The sequence below is a fragment of the Sphingomonas guangdongensis genome (assembly GCF_900199185.1).
Taxonomy (GTDB): Bacteria; Pseudomonadota; Alphaproteobacteria; order Sphingomonadales; family Sphingomonadaceae; genus Sphingomonas; species Sphingomonas guangdongensis.
On record NZ_OBMI01000003.1, the window covers coordinates 365,720 to 386,403 of the forward strand.

Consider the following 20,684-nt stretch of genomic DNA (forward strand, 5'->3'; position numbering starts at 1 on the left):
GCCGCCCGAGATCAGAAGGTCAGGCGAACGCCGAGCGCGTAGCGCGGGCCATAGGTCTCGTAGGTGATCACCCGCTCCGGATAGATCGAGTAGTTGTAGGTCTTCTCGTTGAAGATGTTCAGCCCTTGCGCGAACACCGTCACATTGGGTGTGACCGCGTAGTTGATGCTCGCGTCCGCGATGCCGTAGGCGGCGACGTTGACCGGCTGGCCGCGGTTGCCGCGCTCGGTCAGCTCGTACGCCTCGCGGTAATTGTACGCGAGCCGCATCTGGAGCGGACCCTTTTCGTAGAAGCCGACGATGTTGTAGGTGTTGCCTTCCTCGCCGACGAAGCTCGCGTTGCCCTGAACGCCGAAGCCGTCGAACGGTGCGGGCAGGCCGGTGAAGGTGTACTGGCCGCCGATCTCGACCCCGCGGATGCGGTCGTCACCGATGTTCTCCGGCCGCGTCCGGCGGAAGTCGAAACCGAGGATCTGGATGGTGCTCGTGACCGACTCGGTCAGGTTCTTCAAATCCTTCTGGAACCCGGCGATGCTGATGTAGCTCGACCGGTCGATGTACCAGGTCAGCGCCACGTCGTAGTTCCAGCCGATCAGCGGCAGCAGCCCGGGGTTGCCGTCGGTGATCTGGCGCTCGCGCTCGCGCGCGTTGATGTTGCGGATGAGCAGCAGGTCGGAGAGCGTTGCGCGGGTCAGCGTGCGCGCGGCCGCGGCCTGGAAGATGACGTCGTCGACCACGTCGATCTTGAAGTTGGCGCTCGGCAGCCACTCGTCATACTCGCCGGTCTCGCGCAGCGGCTGCGCGGGCGACAGGTTGACCACCGGGTCGCCCCCGGTCGGCGGGGTCACGATGCTGATGATCTCCTGACCGAACCCGGTCGAGGTCACGTCGGTGCGGGTATAGCGCAGCCCGATGTTGCCCGACCAGTTGCGCGTCCCGAACTCGCCCCCGAACGACGCCTGGGCGAAGGCGCTGTAGGTCTTCTCGCGCGCCGTGCCGCTGTTGCCCGGCACCGGGATCACGTTCAGCGTCCCGCCGTTCGCCGCGAGCGCGGCGCGTACGGCGGTAGGATTAGTCGTTTGGTTGATCGCGGCATCGGTCAGGAGGAAGGCGGCGATGTCGCCGGCCGAGTAGGCGGGAAAGCCGCCCGGGAACATGTTGGTCCCGAAGAAGCTGCCCGGTTCCGCGATCGCGCCGAACAGGTTCTGCGGCACGCGCACGCCGTTGAAGGCGTTCTGGAGCGCGTCGGGCGTCTTGGTCGACTCGCGGCCCTTCTCTCGGTCCGAGAAGTTCAGGCCAACGCTGATCCCGCGCAGCAGCCCGTCGGTCGACTCGTACTTGGCCTGGGTGTTCACCTGAAACACTTCGTCGCTGACGCTTACGCCCTCATAGGTGATGTAGCCGAGCCGGGCGTTGGTCGTGTCGAGGAAGTTGCCGAGATTGGAGTAGACCGGCAGGTTGTTCGGGCTGAGGCTGAACTGCGCGGTCCTTGGCGAGTAGCCGACGGCGGACAAGTTCGATTCGAACCATGCCTGGTTGCCACCGGTATCGTCGGACGCCTTCGACCAGGACACGTCGACGAAGCCGGAAAAGCCGTTGCCCGGCTTCCATTCCAGGTTTCCGCCGACCTGATAGGTCTCGGCCAGGCGCGGACGCACCTGATTGGTGATGAACGGACCGGACGCGATGCCGGTGAAGCTGGTCACGCTGTTGTTGCCGTTCACCGTCGCGGCGGTGATGTCGCCCGGACCGCCGTAGACGAAGAACACCTTGTTGTCGTCGTTGACGTCGAGCTTCGAGTAGAGCCCGTCCACCGTCAGCTGCAGCGTGTCGGTCGCCTTCCACTGCAGCGTCGCGAGGCCGGACAGGCGCTCACGCGTGGTGCTGTTGACGCCGTACTCGGTGTAGGTCGGGAGCGACACGCCGGTGAACTCGGCAGGGCCGGTGCGGTCCAGATTGAGGTTCTGGTTGGCCTCCCAGCCGTCGGTGAAGATGCGGCGTCCCTCGATCTGGCGATCGATGTAGGAGAAGGCGGCAAGGACGCCGAAGGTGTCGTCGGCGAAGGTGGTGCTGAAAAGACCCGATACCTGCGGCGAGATCTTCCCGCGCAGCTTGTCGTAGTTGCCCTGCGCCGAAAGCGTGGCGCGGGTCTCGCCGAAGTCGAAGGGGCGGGCGGTGTACATGTCGACGGTGGAGGCGATGCCGCCCTCGAACTGAGCGGCGGTCGGCGTCTTCGAGATGTCCACCCGGTTGATCAGCTCGGCCGGAAGGATGTCGAACGAGAATTCGCGGCCCTGGTTCTCCGTCGCGAGCACGCGGCCGTTGTAGAGCGCGGTGCTGAACGCCGGGCCGAGGCCGCGAACGGTAATGAACTGCCCCTCGCCATTGTCGCGGCTGATGGTCACGCCCGGAATGCGCTGGATCGCCTCCGCGATGTTCTGGTCGGGCAGCTTTCCGATGTCGTCCGCGACGATCGAGTCGACGATGTTGGGGGCGGAGCGCTTGATGTCGGTGGCGCGGCGCAGACTCTCGCGCAGGCCGGTGACGACGATGTCCTCGCCGCCCTCCTCGGCGATCGGTGTGCCAGTCTCGGTCTGTCCGGCCGCAGGCTCCGCGGGCTGATCCTTGATCTGCGCATCCTGCGGCTCGGCGCGGCGTTCCTGCGCTGCGGCACCGGATGCGGCCAGTCCAACGAAGATAGTCGCCAGCCCGGTCATGCAGACTCGAGACCACCGTGCACTCATGACACCTCTCCCCAGCAAGAGTCCGGCTTCATCTGTAGCGAAGCCTCAGACTCGGAAGTGGCTGCGTTTAACGATCAACCACTAGCTAGGCAATGGCCGAGCCACCGGCGTCGAACAGCAGGGCGCGGGCGGGATCGGCGTGGAGGGTGAGGGTGCCGGGCAGTACCACCTTGTGATGGCCATCGAGCTTGGCGCGGAACTCGGTTCCGCCTGCGATCGTGCCGTAGAGGAAGGTCGAGTGGCCGAGCGCCTCGACTGCGTCGACCTGCATCGGCAGCGTGATCCCGCCGGCGAGCGGCTCGATGCGGAAGTGCTCCGGGCGCAAGCCGACGGTCAGCCGGTCGCCAGACCGGAGCGTGCCCGCAGGCACCGCGAAGCGCACGCCGCCGGCCAGCGCGATAACGGCCGACGCGCCGTCGGCATCGACGACGCTCGCCTCGAGCAGGTTGATCCGCGGGCTGCCGATGAAGCTTGCCGTGAACACGTTCGCAGGCCGCTCGTAGACCTGGAGCGGCGTGCCGACCTGCGCGATCCGGCCGGCGTCTAGCACCACCAGCCGGTCGGCCAGCGTCATCGCCTCGACCTGGTCATGCGTCACGTAGATCATGGTCGCACTCAGCCGCTTGTGGAGGGCGGCGAGCTCGTGCCGCATGCGGACACGCAGGTCGGTGTCGAGGTTGGAGAGCGGCTCGTCGAACAGGAACAGCGTCGGATCGCGCACGATCGCGCGGCCGATCGCGACCCGCTGGCGTTGCCCGCCGGAGAGCTGCGCGGGCAGCCGGTCGAGCAGTGCGTCGAGCTCCAGGATGGCGGCGGCGTGCGCGACCTGCCGCGCGATCTCGGGCTTGGGCGTGCGGATGTTGCGCAGGCCAAAGCTGAGGTTCTCGCGCACCGTCATGTGCGGGTAGAGCGCGTAGGACTGGAACACCATGGCGACCCCGCGCTGCGCAGCGGGCACGCGGGTGACGTCGCGGTCGCCGATGACGATGGCGCCGGAGGTGACATCCTCCAGCCCTGCGATCATCCGGAGCACGGTCGACTTGCCGCAGCCCGACGAGCCGACGAGCACCACGAACTCGCCGGCCGCCACCTCCAGGTCGATCCCGCGGATCGTCTCGGTGCCGTCGTACGACTTGCGGAGGCCGGCGAGGGTAAGCGCGCTCATCGCGGTGCGTCGGCGGGCGCGGGACCGCTGCTGTCACCGACCACGAACTCGGCGTCGATCGACACCGTCCGGACCTCGCGCCCATCCGGCATGAGCAGCATCTCGGCGGCGCGGCGACCCTTCTCCACCGCATTCTGGCGGACGGTGGTGAGCTGCAGTGGGCTGGGGGCGCCACCCGGCGGATCGATTCCGTCGAAGCCGGTGACCGAGAGTTGCGTCGGCACCGCCCGGCCGAGCGCCGTCGCGCCGGTGACGGCTCCGTGCGCGAGCCGGTCGGAGAAGCAGACCAGCGCGGTGAGCTCGGGCCGGCGGCGGAGCAGCCAACTGGCCGCGCGCGCGCCGCCGTCCTCGCTGTTGACCGTCTCGCATACCAGCACCGCGGCGCGCGGCACCCCCGCCGCGTCGATCGCGTCGCGACAGCCCTCGATCCGCTCATGAACGACGTGGCTCTCGTCCGAGAAGTCGTCGGCGAGCGAGCCGATCTCGCCATTCCCCTCCTCCCGCGGGAAGGTAACGATGGCGATGTGCCGGTGCCCCAGCGCAAGCAGGTGATCGACCACCGCGCGCATCGCCGCGCGATCGTTGGTCAGGATGCTCGACAGGTCGGGGGCGTCGAAGTCGACCACCACGGTCGGAAGCCCGCGCGCGAGCGCCGCGCGGATCGTCGGATGGCTGCGGTAAGGCGCGTTCAGGATGAACCCGTCGACGATCGCCGCCAGCTGGTCGCGCTGCGCGGGCCGCTTGTCCTGCAGCGGGATCAGGACGATGTTTGCGCCCTCCTCCTCGCACACCGACGAGATGCCGCGCAGAAAGGCGATGTCGTGCGGGTCGGTGAAGGCGTAGCTTAGCTGATCGTTGAACAGCACACCGATCGCGCCGCAGCGCCCGGTCCTGAGGGATCGTGCGGCGGGGTTCGGCCCCTCGTAATTGACGGATTGCGCATGCGCGATGATGCGCTCGCGCAGCGCCTTCGATACCTTGGCGGGGTTGTTGTACGCATTGGACACGGAGGTGTGGGTCACGCCCAGGTCCGACGCGATCGATTTCAACGTGGCGCGCTTGATCCGTGCCATGACCCTCTCCCGTCCTCTAGCTTCAAGTCCTTAGCGGCGCGGGTTGACACGCACAACCAGCGATGTTTATCGATAAACCGTCACGAGAACTCTCGGGCACGAGGAGGGCGATCCGCTTCTGATGGCACGCGTAACAACAGCCCTGCTCGGCGGTTTTCTGGCGTTTGCCCTGGCCGTGCCCGCGCCGGCGGCTGCCGGACAGGTCCGCGCACCTGCGGCGACCAGCGGCGTTGTCAGGCAGCGAGTAAACCTGGCACACTTCGACCATCTCTTCGCCGAGGCGACGGTCGAGGGCGAGCGCGTGGGCGTGCTTCGGATCTACAGCGAGGCCCCCGACTACCGCTTCGCGATCGAACCGCGGGAGGGCGACGCCTGCGTCGACGATGTCGCCCGCGGCATGGTGCTGCTCGCGGCAATGCCGAGGCTGGACCCGGCACGGTTGCGGCAGCTCGACCTGCTGACCCGCTTCGTGCTGCGGCTGCAGGCGGACAACGGTTATTTCCACAACTTCGTCTGGAACGACGGGCGGATCAACCGCGAGTACCGGACCTCGCTCGCCGAGCTGAACTGGTGGTCGCTGCGCGCGCTGTGGGGCCTGGAGGCGGCGTTGCAGAAGCTGCCGGCGGACTCCACCACGGCGCGACGGGCCCGGCAAGCGGCGGACCGGCTGGTTGCAAACCTCAAGCGTGACCTGCCAACCGCGAACACAGCGACCGCGACGTTCGATGGAGTCGATGTGCCCGGATGGCTGCCGTTCGGATCGGGCGCCGACGCCGCGTCGACCGCACTGCTCGCGCTGGTGCCGCACTACCAGCGGACCCGCGACGCGGGCACGCGGGCGCTAATCGTCCGGCTGGGGGAGGGGCTCGTCAGGATGCAGGCCGGCGACGCCCAGACCTTCCCGCACGGCGCGCATCTGAGTTGGCGCAACCAGTGGCATGGCTGGGGCAATGCACAGGCCTATGCGCTGCTGCGCGCCGGGGCGTTGCTCGGCCGCCCGGACTTCACGAAGAGCGCGCTCGCGGAGGTGGATGGTTTTTACCCGTACCTCCTGCGCACCGGCATGCTCTCCAGCTTCACGCTTGCGAAGACGGGCGGGCGGAGCGAGCCTCGCGATGTGCAGCGCTTCCCCCAGATCGCCTACGGGATCAGCCCGATGGTGCTCGCCGCGAACGAGGCGTTCCGCGTCACCGGCGAGCGCCGCTACCGCGACCTGGCGCACGATCTCGCGCGCTGGTTCGCGGGAAGCAATGACGTCAAGCGGCCGATGTACGATCCGGCGACCGGCCGCGCGTACGACGGCATCGTCGCGGCCGGTCGCGTCAACAGGAACTCCGGCGCGGAGTCGACGATCGAGGCATTGTTCGCGCTGACGGTGCTGCAGGGCACCCCGCTGCCGTGATCGCACGGCGCGACCTGCTGCGCTTGGGCGCCGCCGCCGCGCTGCTGGCGGGCTGCGCCCCGACGAAGAGCGAGCGGCGCGACGACCGTATCCGGCTGTGGGTTGCGCCCAATGCCGCGGAGGAAAGCTTCTGGAAGATCGCGGTGGCGCGCTGGAACGCGGCTGGGCGCGGGTTGCCCGTCAGCTTCACGACTATCCCCACTGCGGGCAACTCCGAGGACACGGTGCTGTCGGCACTGGTCGCGGGGACGGAGCCCGATCTTTCGACCAACATCTTCTCGGGCTTCGCGGTGCAGCTCGCGACGCTCGGCCAGGTCGAGGACCTCGCCGCCATGCCCGGCTATGCCGACCTGATCGCGCGCCGGCACATGGCCGCGATCATGCCCGGCTGGACGCAGAACGGCCGGGTACCCGCGATGCCGATCTACTCCAGCCCGACGCTGCTGTGGTGGCGCGCGGACATCCTGGAGGCGAACGGTCTTGGCGCGCCGCCCGAAACCTACGAGCAGGTCTACGCCTTCTCCGATCGGTACGGGGCGGGGCGGCGTGCGCGCTATGGGATGCAGGTGATCGCCGGGCGCGCGTGGCAGGATCGTTGGTTCGACTTCATCCCCTTCTACTACGCCGCATCGGGCGGGCGGCCCTATCTCGACGCCACCCGCGCGCTCTACGCCAACGCGGCGGGCCTGCAGGTCGCGACGTTCATGAACCGGATGTTCCGTCAGGGCTGGACCGCGCTCGACTTCGACGCGGAGGAGCCGCTCGTCTCCGGGCTGGCCGCGGGTGCCGTGCGCGGGCCGTGGGATGTCGAGCGTTTCGCCAACATCTATCCCGAGACGCTGGCGCGCATCGCGGTCGGACCGATGGTCGCCGCGACGCCGAGCAGCGGCCCGGCCGCGACCTTCTCCGACAGCAAGGGCGTCGTCATCTTCCGCTCCAGCCGGGTCAAGCGGCAAGCGTTCGACTTCCTAAGCTGGGTGCTCGGCGACGAGGCGCTGAATCTGCTCTGGCTCCAGCAGACCGGCCTGTCGCCGGCGCGCGCTGACCTGCTGGAGAACTCCCGGTTCGCGCCCTATTACCGCCGCAGCGCGCTTGGCCGCGCCTACGCGGAGCATGTCGCGAGCGCGCGGCCGCCGGCACTGTCGGAGTACACGATCGACGTGCAGAAGATCATGAGCTCGCAGCTGATCGAACCGGTAATGACCGGCCAGCGCGCGCCCGCCGCCGCGCTGCGCGACGCGGTCGCCGCGACCGACCGGATGCTGGAGGCACAGGCGTGATCCGCCGGGCCGCGATTTCCCGCGAGGCGATCGTCGGGCTGACGCTCGTCGGCGTCTACCTCGCCTATACCGCGGTGTTCTGGGCCTATCCGTTCTTCTGGCTCGCCAAGCTGTCGGTCACCCAGTGGCGTTTCTTCGACGATCCGGTGTTCGTGGGCGCGCGCAATCTCGTCCGGATCGTCCAAGACCCGCAGTTCCTCGGCTCGCTTTGGAACGTCGTCCGCTTTCTCGCCTTCTACCTGCCGCTCGCCTTCGGGGGATCGCTGCTGGTCGCCTTCGGGTTGCAGCAGGTCGGGCGCGGCCGCGCCTTCGTCGCACTCTGCTTCCTGCTGTCGAACGTGTCGTCGGGCGTGGCGCTCAGTCTCGTGTTCCTGAAGATCTTCAGCACGACCGGGCCGCTCAACAACACGCTCTACGACGCGGTCGGCATTCGCATCCCGTGGACCAATCACCCGACGCTGGCGATGCTGGCGATCGCGCTGGTGGTCGCGTGGAAGTTCGTCGGCTACTACGGCCTGATCGTCTATTCCGGGCTGCTGACGGTGCCCAAGGAGCTCTATGACGCCGCTCGGCTCGACCACGCGGGCGTATGGCGGCGGCTGGTCAACATCACGCTCCCGATGCTCAACCCGCAGCTGATGATGGTGCTGACCTTTGCGATCCTTGTCTCGTTCGGACTGTTCACCGAACCGTTCCTGATCACCGGCGGCGGTCCCGCCGACAGCACGGTGCCGCCGCAGATGGTGATCTACGAGACCGCGTTCCGCCGTCTGCAGCCGAGCCACGCCGCGACCATGAGCATCATCATCTCGCTAGCGTCGTACCTGCTGGTGGTGCTCGCGCGGCGGCTGTTCGAGCGCAAGGTGGTGATCGCGTGACGCCGCGCCTGCGCCGCCTGTTACAGGCCAAGACGCCGGGCGGCTGGGTCGCGACGATCGGCATCTACGCGCTCGCGCTCACCTGGCTCTATCCCTTCGTGTGGATGGTGGCGGCGTCGCTCAAGCCGACCGCGCAGATCTACAACACCGCGCTGTTCGCCGGCGACTGGACGCTGGATAACTTCCGCTTCCTCTTCGCGACCGCCGACAAGCTCGACCGTCCGTTCCTCCAGGCGCTCGGCATTTCGGCGCTGGTGACTGGCACGGTCACGGTGTCGGTGCTGATCACCTCCGCCTTCATCGCCTACGCGCTCGCGCGGCTACGCTTCCCCGGCCGCAAGCTGTTCAACGACTTTCTGCTGCTCCAGATGGTCATCCCGACCGCCATGTTCATCCTGCCATTGTTCGTGCTGGTGAAGGAGCTCGGGCTGCTCAACTCGCTCTCCGCGCTGATCCTGCCCTCGGCGATGTCGGGGTGGGGCATCTTCATGATGTCGCAGTCGTTCCGCGCGCTGCCGGAAGAGTATTTCGACGCCGCCCGGCTCGACCGCGCGAGCCTGTGGCAGACGGTGACCCGGATCGTGGTGCCGCTCAACACCTCCATCATCGCGATCGTCGCGCTGTTCACCTTCACCGGCACCTGGGACAATTTCCTGTGGCCACTGATCGCGATCTCGGACGCGGAGCGGATGCCGCTCTCCGTTCTGCTCGCGACCTTCAGCAAGCAGTACGGCGGCTATGCCGGTCCGGTCATGGCCGGCGCGGTGCTCCAGACGCTGCCGCTCGCGCTGCTCTTTCTCCTGTTCCGACGCCAGTTCCTCCAGGGCATGGCGCTCAGCCTCAAGTGAGTAACCCGATGACCACCCCACCCGATCTGCTGCGGCGCTTTCCCGGCAACCCGCTGATCACCCCGGAGCAGGTGCGGCCGAGCCGTCCCGACTGGCGGGTAGACTGCGCCTTCAACGCCGGGGTCGCCCAGGCCGGCGGCGAGACGATCATGCTGCTGCGGGTGGCGGAGAGCGTGCCCGTCGCGGATGCCGGTACCGTCTGCGTCCCCCTGCTCGAGGCGGACGGGGCGGTCTGGCGCTGCACCACCAAGACGCTGCGCACCGACGATCCCGACTACGACTTCGCCGACCCGCGCATGATCGCGCTGCGGGCGGACCCGGCGCAGGTCTATCTGACCTCGCTGTCGCACCTGCGCCTCGCGCGCAGCAGCAACGGCACCGACTTCACGATCGACGACGAGCCGTTCCTTTTCCCCACCACCCGCTACGAACGGTTCGGGTGCGAGGATGCGCGGCTGACCGAGATCGAAGGTCGCTACTACATCAACTACACCGCCGTATCCGAACTTGGCATCGCGACCGCGCTCGCGGTCACCGACGACTTCGCCGGCGTCGAGCGGCTCGGGCTCATCTTCTCGCCCGACAATCGCGACGTGTGCCTGTTTCCGCGGCGGATCGGCGGCCACTACTGGTGCCTTCACCGCCCCGCGCCACGACACCTCGGCACGCCCGAAATCTGGATCGCGCGGTCGCCCGACCTGCTCCACTGGGGCCATCACGAGCGCCTCGCCGGCGCAGTGCCGGGCGGGTGGGAAGCGAGCAAGATCGGCGGCGGCGCGCCGATGCTGGAGACCGATCGCGGCTGGCTGCAGATCTACCACGGCGTCGACGCCGACCAGCGCTACAGCCTGGGGGCGCTGCTGCTCGACCGCGACGATCCACGGATCGTTCGCGCGCGCCTGGCGCCGCCGCTTGCGCAGCCGAGCGAGCCGTACGAGCTGACCGGCTTCTTCGGCAACGTGCTGTTCAGCTGCGGTGCCGTCATCGTCGGCGACGAGCTGCGCGTCTACTACGGCGCGGCCGACCAAGTGATGGCGCTCGGCACCGTGCCGGTTACCGAGCTTTGGGCGGCGATGGGCGTCTAGCCCAGCCGCGCCACCGATCACCGACCTCAGGAGACCATTGTGACCCGCGAGAGCATCCCCCGTGTCGAGACGCTGTTCGACGCCTGGTCCGCGACCGCCGAGCCGACACCGCCGACCGGCAAGCTGCACTTCGCAGGCGTCGGCGACCGCGACGTCTACAACATCACCGCACCCTTCTGGTCCGCCGGGCGGCGGGTGATCGGCGGCCGCGTCGAGGCGCGCGACAGCGAACACAGCACCGTGATCTTCTTCGAGGAGGACGGTGAGCGCTGGTTGCCGATCGCGGACGCGCCGCGCTTCGCGCTCCAGGATCCCTTCGTCACCCAGATCGGCGACGAGCTGGTGTTCGGCGGTGTCGAGGTCGATTTCACCCCTGCCGAGCCGGTCTGGCACACCGTCTTCTACCGCGGGCGCGACCTGTTCGAGCTCCGGCCCTTCTTCGCCGGGCCGGTCGGCATGAAGGACATCCGCCTCTGCGCGCTCGCCGACGGCCGGGTCGCCGTGTTCACCCGACCGCGCGGGGCGAAGGGCGGGCGCGGGACGATCGGCTATACGGAGGTGGATACGCTCGACGCACTGTCGATCGCGGCAATCGAGGCGGCGCCGATGCTGGAGGGAATGTTCCATCCGCTCGACTGGGGCGGCGCCAACGAGGCGCATCTGCTCAGCACCGGCGAGATCGGCGTGATCGCGCACGCCGCCTTCTTCGATCAGGACATTCTCTACGGCATGCGGCGCTACTATGCCGTGGCCTTCGTCTTCGATCCCGCCGCCCGGGCGTGGCGCGACTATCGCATCATCGCCGCGCGCGGCCAGTTCGCCCCCGGCGCCGCCAAGCGGCCCGACCTGATCGACGTCGTGTTCTCCTCCGGGATCGAGCAGGCAGCCGGATCGACCCGGCTCTATGCCGGAACGTCGGACGCGGAGGCGCAGTGGGTGGAGATCGACTATCCCTTCGACGCGCCGCTCGCGCGCGGGCTGTCCCGGGCGGCGGCGCAGCCGACGGACGTCCGGCTCAGGGCCTAGTCAGGTCCGCGAACTGCCGCCGCAGATAGTCGAGCTTCGGATCGATATAGCGGCGGCAGAACGGCCGGTCGGGATCGGTACGGTAGTAGTTGCGGTAGCGCTCCTCGGAGGCTTGGAAGCCGGCAAGGGGAAGCACGAGCGTGCGGGGCGCTTCGTCGCGCTCGGCGGCAACGGCGGCGATGACCTCCCTGGCCACCGTCGACTGCGTCGCGTCGAAAATGTAGACCGCGCTGCGGTACCGCCCGCCCGGCGAGTAGGTGCCGCTGCCCGAGTGGGTGCGCAGGTGCACCTCGACCAGCGTCGCCAGGCTGATCGCCGCGGGATCGAAGTGCGCGACCACGCCTTCCGACCACGCGTCCCACGGCGAGGTCGAGGACAGAAAGCCCTGGTCGACCTGATCGACGCCCTTCAGCGCCTGGAACACGCCCTCCGTGCACCAGTGGCAGCCGCCGCCGAGTCCGATCCGCTCGACGGTCACCGCCAGCCGAGCGCGGGCGCGACATGGGTCAGGATGCTCTCGATCACATGCGCGTTATGATCGACGCCGAGCTGGTTCGGGACGGTCAGCAGCAGCGTGTCGGCCTCCGCGATCGCCTGGTCGCCGCGCAACTGATCGATGAGGCGATCGGGCTCGTCGGCGTAGGTACGCCCGAACACCGCGCGCATGTTGTCGATCACGCCGATGTGGTCGCCACTCTCCCCCCGGCCGAAATAGTCGCGGTCGGTTTGATTGGTGATCGCAAAGATCGAGCGCGAGACCGACACCCGCGGCTGGCGCGTGTGCCCGGCCGCGGCCCATGCTTCCCGGTACAACCGGATCTGGCGCGCCTGCTGGATGTGGAGCGGCTCGCCCGACTCGTCCTGCTTGAGCGTCGAGCTCTGGAGGTTCATGCCGCGCTGAGCTGCCCAGACGGCAGTGGCGTTCGATGCGGAACCCCACCAGATCCGGTCGCGCAGGCCCGAGGCGTGCGGCTCCAGCCGGAGCAGGCCCGGCGGGTTGGGGAACATCGGTCGGGCGTTCGGCTGAGCGAAGCCTTTGCCCGCCAGCAGATCGAAGAACTGCTCGCCGTGGCGGCGACCCATGTCGGCGTCGCTCTCGCCCGCGGCCGGCGCATAGCCGAAGTGGCGCCAGCCCTCGATCACCTGCTCGGGCGAGCCGCGGCTGATCCCGAGCTGGAGCCGGCCGCCGCTGATCAGGTCGGCCGCACCCGCATCCTCCACCATGTAGAAGGGATTTTCGTAGCGCATGTCGATCACCCCCGTTCCGATCTCGATCCTACGGGTGCGGGCACCGACCGCGGCGAGGAGCGGAAACGGGGAAGCGAGCTGCCGCGCGAAATGATGCACGCGGTAGTAGGCGCCGTCCGCGCCCAGCTCCTCCGCGGCGACCGCGAGATCGATCGACTGGAGGAGCACGTCGGCGGCCGAGCGCGTGGCGGAGTAGGGCGTATCCGACCAGTGGCCGAACGAGAGAAAGCCGATGTTTTTCATGGGCTGAGAGATGGGCGCCTTTCGCTCGAACAGTAAGCGCCGGCCGTAAAACGGATCGTTTCGTCCCGCCGTGGCACGGCGCGTTCGCGTACCGATGCTTCGATAGGTGCCTATGCTGCTTGGGCTCGACAGGACTGTCTTCGGATCGTCATATCCGCTCCCTAACGCAGATCATCCGACCCGCGGTCCCGCGGGTGATCGCACCTCGTCGATGGAGCCGTCCGATGGCCAACTTCACTGCCGGAAATCTCGTTGTCTATCGCGTCGGCACCGGAACGGGCGCGCTGTCCAACGCAGCGACCGCGGTTTTCCTCGACGAATACACGGTCACCGGTACGCTGGTGCAGTCGATCGCGCTTCCCGACACCGCTACCGCCACCGTCAACGCCCTCACGCAGAGCGGGACCGCGACTTCCAACGGGCTCCTGACGCTGAGCGCCGACGGTCGGTACCTGCTGCTTGGGGGCTATGACGCAAGCGTAGGCACGACCGGCGTGACCAGCTCTGCCGCGACAACGGTCTCGCGCACGATCGCCCGGGTCGGCGCGGACGGGATCGCGGACACCAGCACCTCGCTGACCGACGCGTTCACCGGCGACAACTTCCGCGGCGTCGCCAGCCTGAACGGCAGCAGCTTCTACGTGTCCGGCACCGGCGGCACCGGCACCAACGGCGTACGCCTGGCCGAGTTCGGCGCGAGCACGTCGACGTCGATCGCGACCACGCCGATCACCAACATTCGTGCGATCGATATCTTCGACGGGCAGGTCTATGTCAGCGCAAGCTCCGGCGCGATCCGGATCGGCACGGTGGGTACGGGAACGCCGACGACCGGCGGTCAGACGATCACCAACTTGCTTGGGTACCCGACGTCGGGCGGCTCGCCGTATGAGTTCTTCTTCGCTGACCTGACGACCACAGTCGCCGGCGTCGACACGCTCTACGTGGCCGATGATGCCGCCGGGCTGTCCAAATACTCGCTGGTCGGCGGCAGCTGGACGCTGAACGGCACGATCGCGGGTGCGATCCGCGGGCTGGCCGGGGCGACCAGCGGCGGTACGCAGGTGTCGCTCTATGCGACCACCGCGACGGCGGCGGGCGTTCCGCAGCAGATCGTCTCCTACCTCGACACCTCGGGCTACAACGGCGCACTGAGCGGCTCGTCGACCGTGGTCGCGACGGCCACCGCCAACACCGCGCTGCGCGGCATCGCCTTCGCACCGCAAGCGGCGAATGCAGGGGCGACGCTCAGCGTCAACGACGTTACCGTGGCGGAGGGGAATGCGGGCTCGACGCTGCTGACCTTCACCATCACCTCCAGCGTCGCGGCGAGTGCGGGCGGGATCCAGGTGAACTTCGCGACGGCGGACGGGACCGCGCTGGCCGGCAGCGACTATGTCGCGACCAGCGGCACCGCCAGCATCGCGGCGGGCGCGAACAGCACGACCGTTTCGGTGACGGTCAACGGCGACACGGACGTCGAGGGCAACGAGACGCTTTTCCTCAACCTGTCCTCGCCGGTGAATGCGACGATCGCCGACGCGCAAGGGGTCGGCACGATCCAGACAGACGACACGACCATCGCGATCAGCGACGTGTCGATCGTGGAGGGCGATGCGGGCACCCGCACGCTGGTCTTCACGGTCACCGCCAGCGCTCCGGCACCGGCGGGCGGGATCAGCTTCACGGCCGCGACCGCGGATGGCACGGCGACAGGGGGCAGCGACTATGTCGCGCTCAGCACGACGGCCACCATCGCTGCAGGCGCGACCAGCACGACCGTGCGGGTGACGCTGAACAGCGACACGGCCATCGAAGGCAACGAGACGGTGCTGGTCAACCTCAGCAACGCGACCGGCGCGGTGATCGCGGACGGGCAGGGCGTCGGCACGATCGTCAACGACGATGCCGGGGCGACCGTCGGCGGCATCCTGATCAACGCGGCCTCGCCGTCGCTGCAGGGAGCCAGCATCACGCCGACCGCGACCAACGCGATCGCGCTGACCCGGCTCGGGGCGAGCACCGTTCTCGGTGCGGAGGGTGCCGAGTCGATCGCCTATGAGTCCAATGGGACGAGCACGCGGCTGTACGTCACCAATGCCCGCACGGGCGCGGAGCGCGTCGACGTGTTCACCGTCGGCGCCGACGGCACGCTGACCGCGGCCGGCAGCATCGCGCTCGGCGGTCTGGTCAACTACGGTAACGTCAACTCGGTCGCGGTGCGCGGCGGCGTCGTCGCGGTCGCCTACAACGCGGCGGCCGGCGACCAGCCCGGCTATGTCGCGCTGTTCGACGCGACCACGCTCGCCGCGCGCGGCGCGCCGATCCAGGTCGGCGTGCTCCCCGACCAGGTGACCTTCAGCGCCGACGGCTCCCGCGTGCTCGTCGCCAACGAGGCGCAGAACACCGCGACGGTCTCCACCCCGGGCTCGATCAGCATCATCGACGTCGCGACCGGCGCGGTCACCAACACGATCGACTTCGCCGCCCTGAACGGCAGCGAGGCGATCCTGCGCGGACGCGGGCTGCCGATCCTGCCAGGCCAGCTCGCCAGCACCGACATCGAGCCCGAGTACATCAGCGTCATCGGCACCAAGGCCTATGTGACGCTGCAGGAGGTCAATGCCGTCGCGATCGTCGACCTGACGACCAACAGCATCACCGCGATCCAGCCGCTCGGCGGAGTCGATCACTCGCTTGCCGGCAACATGTTCGACCCGAGCGACCGTGATGGCGCGGGCAGCACCGCCGCGATCAACTTGGTCAACGCGCCGGTTACCAGCCTGCTACAGCCGGACGCGATCGCGACCTATACCGTGGGCGGTGTCACCTACTTCGTCACCGCGAACGAGGGCGACGCGCGCGCGCTGGCGCCGAACGACGCGGACGTCGGTGAGGTGGTGCGCCTCAGCAGTGCCGGTTACGTGCTCGATCCGACCGCTTTCCCCAACGCTGCGGCGCTCAAGGCCGATGCCTCGCTCGGGCGCCTGAACGTGCTGACCACGATCGGTGACACGGACGGGGACGGCGACTTCGACCAGATCTACAACATCGGCGGGCGCGGCTTTTCGATCTTCCGCGACAACGGCGACGGTACCGTCACCAAGGTGCGCGAGAGCGGCGGCGAGTTCGAGGCGATCCTGGCGCGCGACTATGCCTCCGTGTTCAACGTCAACCAGTCGCTGGCCGCCAGCTCGCTCGACACCCGCTCCGACGACAAGGGGCCGGAGCCGGAGGGCGTGACGATCGGTGCGGTGGGCGACCGCACCTACGCCTTCATTGCGCTGGAGCGGGTCGGTGGCGTGATGATCTACGACATCACGAATCCGGCTGCGGCAAGCTTCGTCGGCTTCACGCCCGCCACCGCGAACGACTTGGGGCCGGAGACTCTGGTCTTCATCCCGGCCGCTCAGAGCCCGACCGGCACCGCGCTGCTCGCCACCGCCAACGAGGTGTCGGGCACGGTGACGCTGTACCGCGTCGCGGTGCCCCAGAACGGCAGCCTGTCGATTGCGCCGGCGAGCGGCGCCGAGGGGAACAGCGGCACGGGCGCCATCACCTTCACCGTCTCCCGCTCGGGCGGCACGGACGGTGCGGTGTCGGCCAGCTACACCGTGACCAACGGCAACACCGACGCCGCCGACTTCGGCGGCACGCTGCCGAGCGGCACCGTCACCTTTGCCGCCGGGGCGAGCACCGCCACCATCACCATCCCGGTGACGGGCGACACGGCGTTCGAGCCGGACGAGACCTTCACGGTGACGCTGTCGGCACCGCAGGGCGGGGCGACGATCGCTGCGGCGAGCGCAACCGGCACGATCACCAACGACGATGCCGCGCCGACGCTCTCGATCGGCAACGCAACGGTGGTGGAGGGTGACAGCGGCACCACGACGCTGGTCTACACCGTGACGTCCAGCGCGCCGGCGGGCGCGGGCGGGATCGGCTTCTCGATCGCGACCGGCGGCGGCACCGCGACCGCCGGCACCGACTATGTCGCGCAGGCCACCACCGGCCAGATTGCCGCGGGCCAGTCCAGCACGACCTTCTCCGTCGTCGTGAACGGCGACACCACCTATGAGCAGGCGGAGACGGTCGTCGTCACGATCTCCAATCCGACCAACGCCACCATCACGACCGCCCAGGGCACCGGCACGATCACCAACGACGATCCCGTGCCGACCAGCGGGCGGATCTTCGCTGAGAATTTCACCGGCTTCACCGCCGCCGGCTTCGCGCCGACACCGGGTGTCGGGCAGCTCGACTCCGATGTCTGGCGTGTCGTCGGGCTGAGCGATAACACCAATCCGGCCTATGGCTTCACCGCGGCGACGGGTGACTTCGCGCGCGGCACGATCGCGGGCACCGCCGATCCGCTCACCGCCGGCGTCTACTCGCCCTCCACCAACGGCGCGCTCGTCGTTCAGCCGACCGGCGCCGAGATCGACGTCGGCGGCTTCATCGAGGCGCGCATCCAGAACACCAGCGGGCTGACCGCGACCAGCTTCACCGTCGCGTTCGATTGGGCGTTCCGCAACAGCGGCGCGCGCTCGAGCAACCTCCAGCTCTCCTACTCGACCGACGGCACCAACTTCACGGTCGCGCCGGACACCAGTTTCGCGACTCCCGCGACCGCCGACGCGTCGATCGCCACCAGCTTCACGCTGACCCCGGAGGCGGCGACGCTCACCGGGCTGACGGTCGGTGACGGCGGCTTCCTGTTCCTGCGCTGGACGCACCTCAACTCGAGCGGCGGGGGCAACCGGGACGAGGTCGGGATCGACAATCTGACCGTCGACGCGACGCTCAGCACCGACGGCGTCTTCGTGATCAACGACGTGAGCGCGGCCGAGGGTAACGGCGGCACCACGCTGGTTACGCTCACCGTCACCCGCACCAGCGGGACCGGCGCGGCGACGATCGATTTTGCCACCGCGAACGGCACCGCGACCGCCGGCAGCGACTATGTCGCGCAGTCGGGGACGCTCAGCTTCGCCGACGGCGAGACGTCGCGTACCATTACCATCAGCGTGACCGGAGACCTCGCCAACGAGGCGGCCGAGACGCTGTTCGTCAACTTCAGCAACCCGGTCGGCGCGACCCTGCCCGACGCCCAGGCGCGCGTCACGATCACCAACGACGACACCGGCCCGGTCGCGATCTACGACATTCAGGGTGCCGGGCACCGCTCGGGCTTCGTCGGGGCGAGCGTCACCACCACCGGCGTGGTCACCGCGATCGATGACAACGGCTTCTACATTCAGGATCCGACCGGCGACGGCAATATCGCGACGTCCGACGGCATCTTCGTGTTTACCGCGAACCGGCCTGCGCTCACCGTCGGGAATGCGGTAAGCGTCACGGGGACGGTCAGTGAGTTCACCAGCACCACCGCCGGCAGCCTGTCGCTGACCCAAATTACCGCTCCGACGATCCAAGTGACGGCGCAGAGCGTCGCGTTGCCCGCGGCGGTGGTGATTTCCGGCAACGGCACGGGCGATCGCACCCCGCCGACCGCCAACATCGACGATGACGGACTGACCAGCTTCGATCCGGTAATGGACGGACTCGACTTCTACGAGTCGCTTGAGGGCATGCTGGTCACGGTCCAGACGCCGCTGGTCGTCGGCAACACAAACGACTTCGGCGAAACCTACGTCGTCGCATCCGGCGGCGCGGGCGCGACCGGAATCAACAGCCACAGCGGGATCACGCTCGGCGCCGGCGACAACAACCCCGAGAAGATCCAGATCGACGACGATGCCGGCATCTTCGCGGGCTACACGCCCGGGCACACCCAGGGCGACCTGCTCGGCAACGTCACCGGCGTGCTCAACTACGCCTTTGCCGAGTACGAACTGCTGGTGACGGCGCCGGTCACGGTCACGACCGATGTCACCCAGGTGCGTGAGACCACCAACCTCGTCGGCGACGCCTTCAACTTCACCTATGCGAGCTTCAACGTCGAGAATCTCGCGCCGGTGCCCGACAGCACCAATCCCGAGCGCGACACGCAGCCGGAGGTCGACCTCGCCTTCACCCGCCACGCGACGGAGATCGTCACGGCGCTGAAGTCACCCGACATCATCGGCCTGCAGGAGATCCAGGACGCCGATGGCGCCGGCGCAGGCGCGAACCTGTCGGGCGCCGCATCGGCGCAGAAGCTGATCGACGCGATCGTCGCGGCGGGTGGACCGCGCTACACCTATGTCGAGGTCGCGCCCACGGTCGCCAACTCGACCGGCGGCCAGGCCAACGGCAACATCCGCAACGGGTACCTCTACAACGACGCGCGGGTCGACTATGTCGCCGGCTCGGCCCGGCTGCTGGAGGATCCGGCCTACAACGGGTCGCGTCGGCCGCTGCTGGCTGACTTCAGCTTCAACGGTCAGGTGTTCACCGCCGCCAACGTCCACGCGACCTCGCGCGGGGGCTCCGACCCGCTGTTCGGCGCGACCCAGCCGCCGGTCCAGGCCGGTGAGAGCTCCCGGAACGCGCAGGCGGCGGCGCTCAAGGCCTATATCGACGGCCAGCTCGCGCTCGATCCTGCCAAGAAGTTTGTGGTCAACGGCGACTTCAACGGCTTCCCGTACGAGACCGCCGTGCAGACGCTGACCGGTGACGGCCGGATCGTCGATCTCTACCAGACGCTCGCCCCGGCCGAGCGCTACTCCTACTATTTCGGCGGCAACTACCAGGCCTTCGACTATGTCATGGTGTCGAGCAGCCTAGCCGCGAACACCAGCTTCGACGTGGTCCACTACAACGCCGGCTTCACCGACGGCCTGTCGGCGACCGACCATGACCAGGCGGTGGCACGCATCCAGCTGGTCGCGGCGGCTTCGGCTGGAAACGATACAGTGGCGGGCGGAACCGGCACCGAGATCTTCAACCTCTCGGCCGGCGGCAGCGATACGGTGAGCGGGGGCGGCGGCTCCGATGGCTTCTTCTTCGGTGCGGCCCTCGACAGTGGCGACCGGATCACCGCAGCCGCGGGCGGCGACGACCAGGTGATCGTGCAGGGCAACTACACCGGCGCGACCGCGATCAACCTTGCCGGTCAGGTGTTCACCGGTGTCGACACGCTGGCGATCCAGCCCGGCAACGACACGCGCTTCGGCGACACCTCGGGCGCGCTCTACAGCTACGACGTCTCGATCGCGGACGCCAATATCGCCAACGACGCCACGCTGATCGTCAACGCCAACCGGCTGCGCGCCGGGGAGACGCTGTCGTTCAACGGATCGGCGGAGACTGGCGGTGCGATCTGGTTCTACGCCGGGGCAGGCAACGACACGCTGGTCGGCGGCGGCGGCGCGGATCGCTTCTACGGCCGGGCCGGCAGCGACACGCTGACCGGCAATGGCGGCGGCGATACCTTCTTCTACCTCGCGGCGAGCGAGTCGGCGGCAGGCTCGCTCGACCGGATCACCGACTTCACGGCCGGCGACCTGATCAACGTGGCCGGCATCGATGCAATTGCCGGCAGTGCGGGCGTCAACGACACCTTCACCTTCATCGGCGCGGGCGCGTTTACAGGCGCCGGCCAGCTCCGGGCGGTCAACACCGGCGGCGCGAACTGGACGGTGGAGGCCGACATCGACGGCGATCTGGTCGCCGATCTGATCATTTCGGTGACCACCACCGGCGGTCACGCGTTGGTGGCCGGCGACTTCATTCTTTAGGAGGATC

General features: G+C 68.4%; 12 protein-coding genes. 7 read left to right on the top strand and 5 right to left on the bottom strand.

Features of this window, described 5'->3' with window-relative positions:
• Window positions 1-11: 11 nt before the first annotated feature.
• From CRO12_RS13835 to CRO12_RS13845, 3 genes are all read right to left on the bottom strand, one after another.
• Window positions 12-2,717 (bottom strand): TonB-dependent receptor, encoded by a 2,706-nt coding sequence (locus CRO12_RS13835; protein ID WP_179641037.1) that lies wholly within the window; start codon window positions 2,715-2,717, stop codon window positions 12-14.
• 112 nt (window positions 2,718-2,829) lie between these two features.
• Window positions 2,830-3,909 carry an ABC transporter ATP-binding protein gene (locus tag CRO12_RS13840; RefSeq protein ID WP_097064650.1) on the bottom strand — a complete coding sequence of 360 codons (1,080 nt, stop codon included), beginning with the start codon at window positions 3,907-3,909 and terminating at the stop codon, window positions 2,830-2,832.
• A complete protein-coding gene (locus CRO12_RS13845) occupies window positions 3,906-4,982 on the bottom strand; it encodes a LacI family DNA-binding transcriptional regulator (protein WP_097064651.1) in 1,077 nt (358 codons plus the stop codon). Before CRO12_RS13845 ends, CRO12_RS13840 begins: the two co-directional genes overlap by 4 nt.
• A 121-nt stretch (window positions 4,983-5,103) precedes the next feature.
• On the opposite strand from CRO12_RS13845, the gene CRO12_RS13850 reads away from it, so the two are divergent.
• The 6 genes from CRO12_RS13850 to CRO12_RS13875 are packed head-to-tail and all read left to right on the top strand — an operon-like array spanning window position 5,104 to window position 11,501.
• On the top strand, window positions 5,104-6,384 hold the full coding sequence (locus CRO12_RS13850; protein WP_097064652.1) for a hypothetical protein: 1,281 nt from the start codon (window positions 5,104-5,106) through the stop codon (window positions 6,382-6,384).
• The gene (locus CRO12_RS13855; RefSeq protein WP_179641038.1) at window positions 6,381-7,664 is read left to right on the top strand and encodes an extracellular solute-binding protein; all 1,284 of its coding nucleotides are present in this window, start codon (window positions 6,381-6,383) and stop codon (window positions 7,662-7,664) included. Before CRO12_RS13850 ends, CRO12_RS13855 begins: the two co-directional genes overlap by 4 nt.
• Window positions 7,661-8,542, top strand: coding sequence for a carbohydrate ABC transporter permease (locus CRO12_RS13860; protein ID WP_218838903.1), 882 nt, complete (start codon window positions 7,661-7,663; stop codon window positions 8,540-8,542). Before CRO12_RS13855 ends, CRO12_RS13860 begins: the two co-directional genes overlap by 4 nt.
• Complete coding sequence (locus CRO12_RS13865) at window positions 8,539-9,390, top strand: carbohydrate ABC transporter permease (RefSeq protein ID WP_218838904.1); 852 nt, start codon at window positions 8,539-8,541, stop codon at window positions 9,388-9,390. Before CRO12_RS13860 ends, CRO12_RS13865 begins: the two co-directional genes overlap by 4 nt.
• A gap of 8 nt (window positions 9,391-9,398) precedes the next feature.
• Entirely contained in the window at window positions 9,399-10,475 is a 1,077-nt protein-coding gene (locus tag CRO12_RS13870) for a glycoside hydrolase family 130 protein (RefSeq protein WP_218838905.1), read from the top strand.
• Window positions 10,476-10,514: 39 nt separating this feature from the next.
• Window positions 10,515-11,501 carry a DUF1861 family protein gene (locus CRO12_RS13875; protein ID WP_097064654.1) on the top strand — a complete coding sequence of 329 codons (987 nt, stop codon included), beginning with the start codon at window positions 10,515-10,517 and terminating at the stop codon, window positions 11,499-11,501.
• Here CRO12_RS13875 and CRO12_RS13880 read toward each other — a convergent pair.
• Both CRO12_RS13880 and CRO12_RS13885 read right to left on the bottom strand, forming a co-directional pair.
• Window positions 11,491-11,979 carry a peptide-methionine (S)-S-oxide reductase gene (locus CRO12_RS13880; protein WP_097064655.1) on the bottom strand — a complete coding sequence of 163 codons (489 nt, stop codon included), beginning with the start codon at window positions 11,977-11,979 and terminating at the stop codon, window positions 11,491-11,493. The genes CRO12_RS13875 and CRO12_RS13880 overlap by 11 nt on opposite strands.
• Complete coding sequence (locus CRO12_RS13885) at window positions 11,976-12,992, bottom strand: LLM class flavin-dependent oxidoreductase (RefSeq protein ID WP_097064656.1); 1,017 nt, start codon at window positions 12,990-12,992, stop codon at window positions 11,976-11,978. Before CRO12_RS13885 ends, CRO12_RS13880 begins: the two co-directional genes overlap by 4 nt.
• 224 nt (window positions 12,993-13,216) lie before the next feature.
• On the opposite strand from CRO12_RS13885, the gene CRO12_RS13890 reads away from it, so the two are divergent.
• Entirely contained in the window at window positions 13,217-20,677 is a 7,461-nt protein-coding gene (locus CRO12_RS13890; protein ID WP_097064657.1) for a choice-of-anchor I family protein, read from the top strand.
• Window positions 20,678-20,684: the final 7 nt, after the last annotated feature.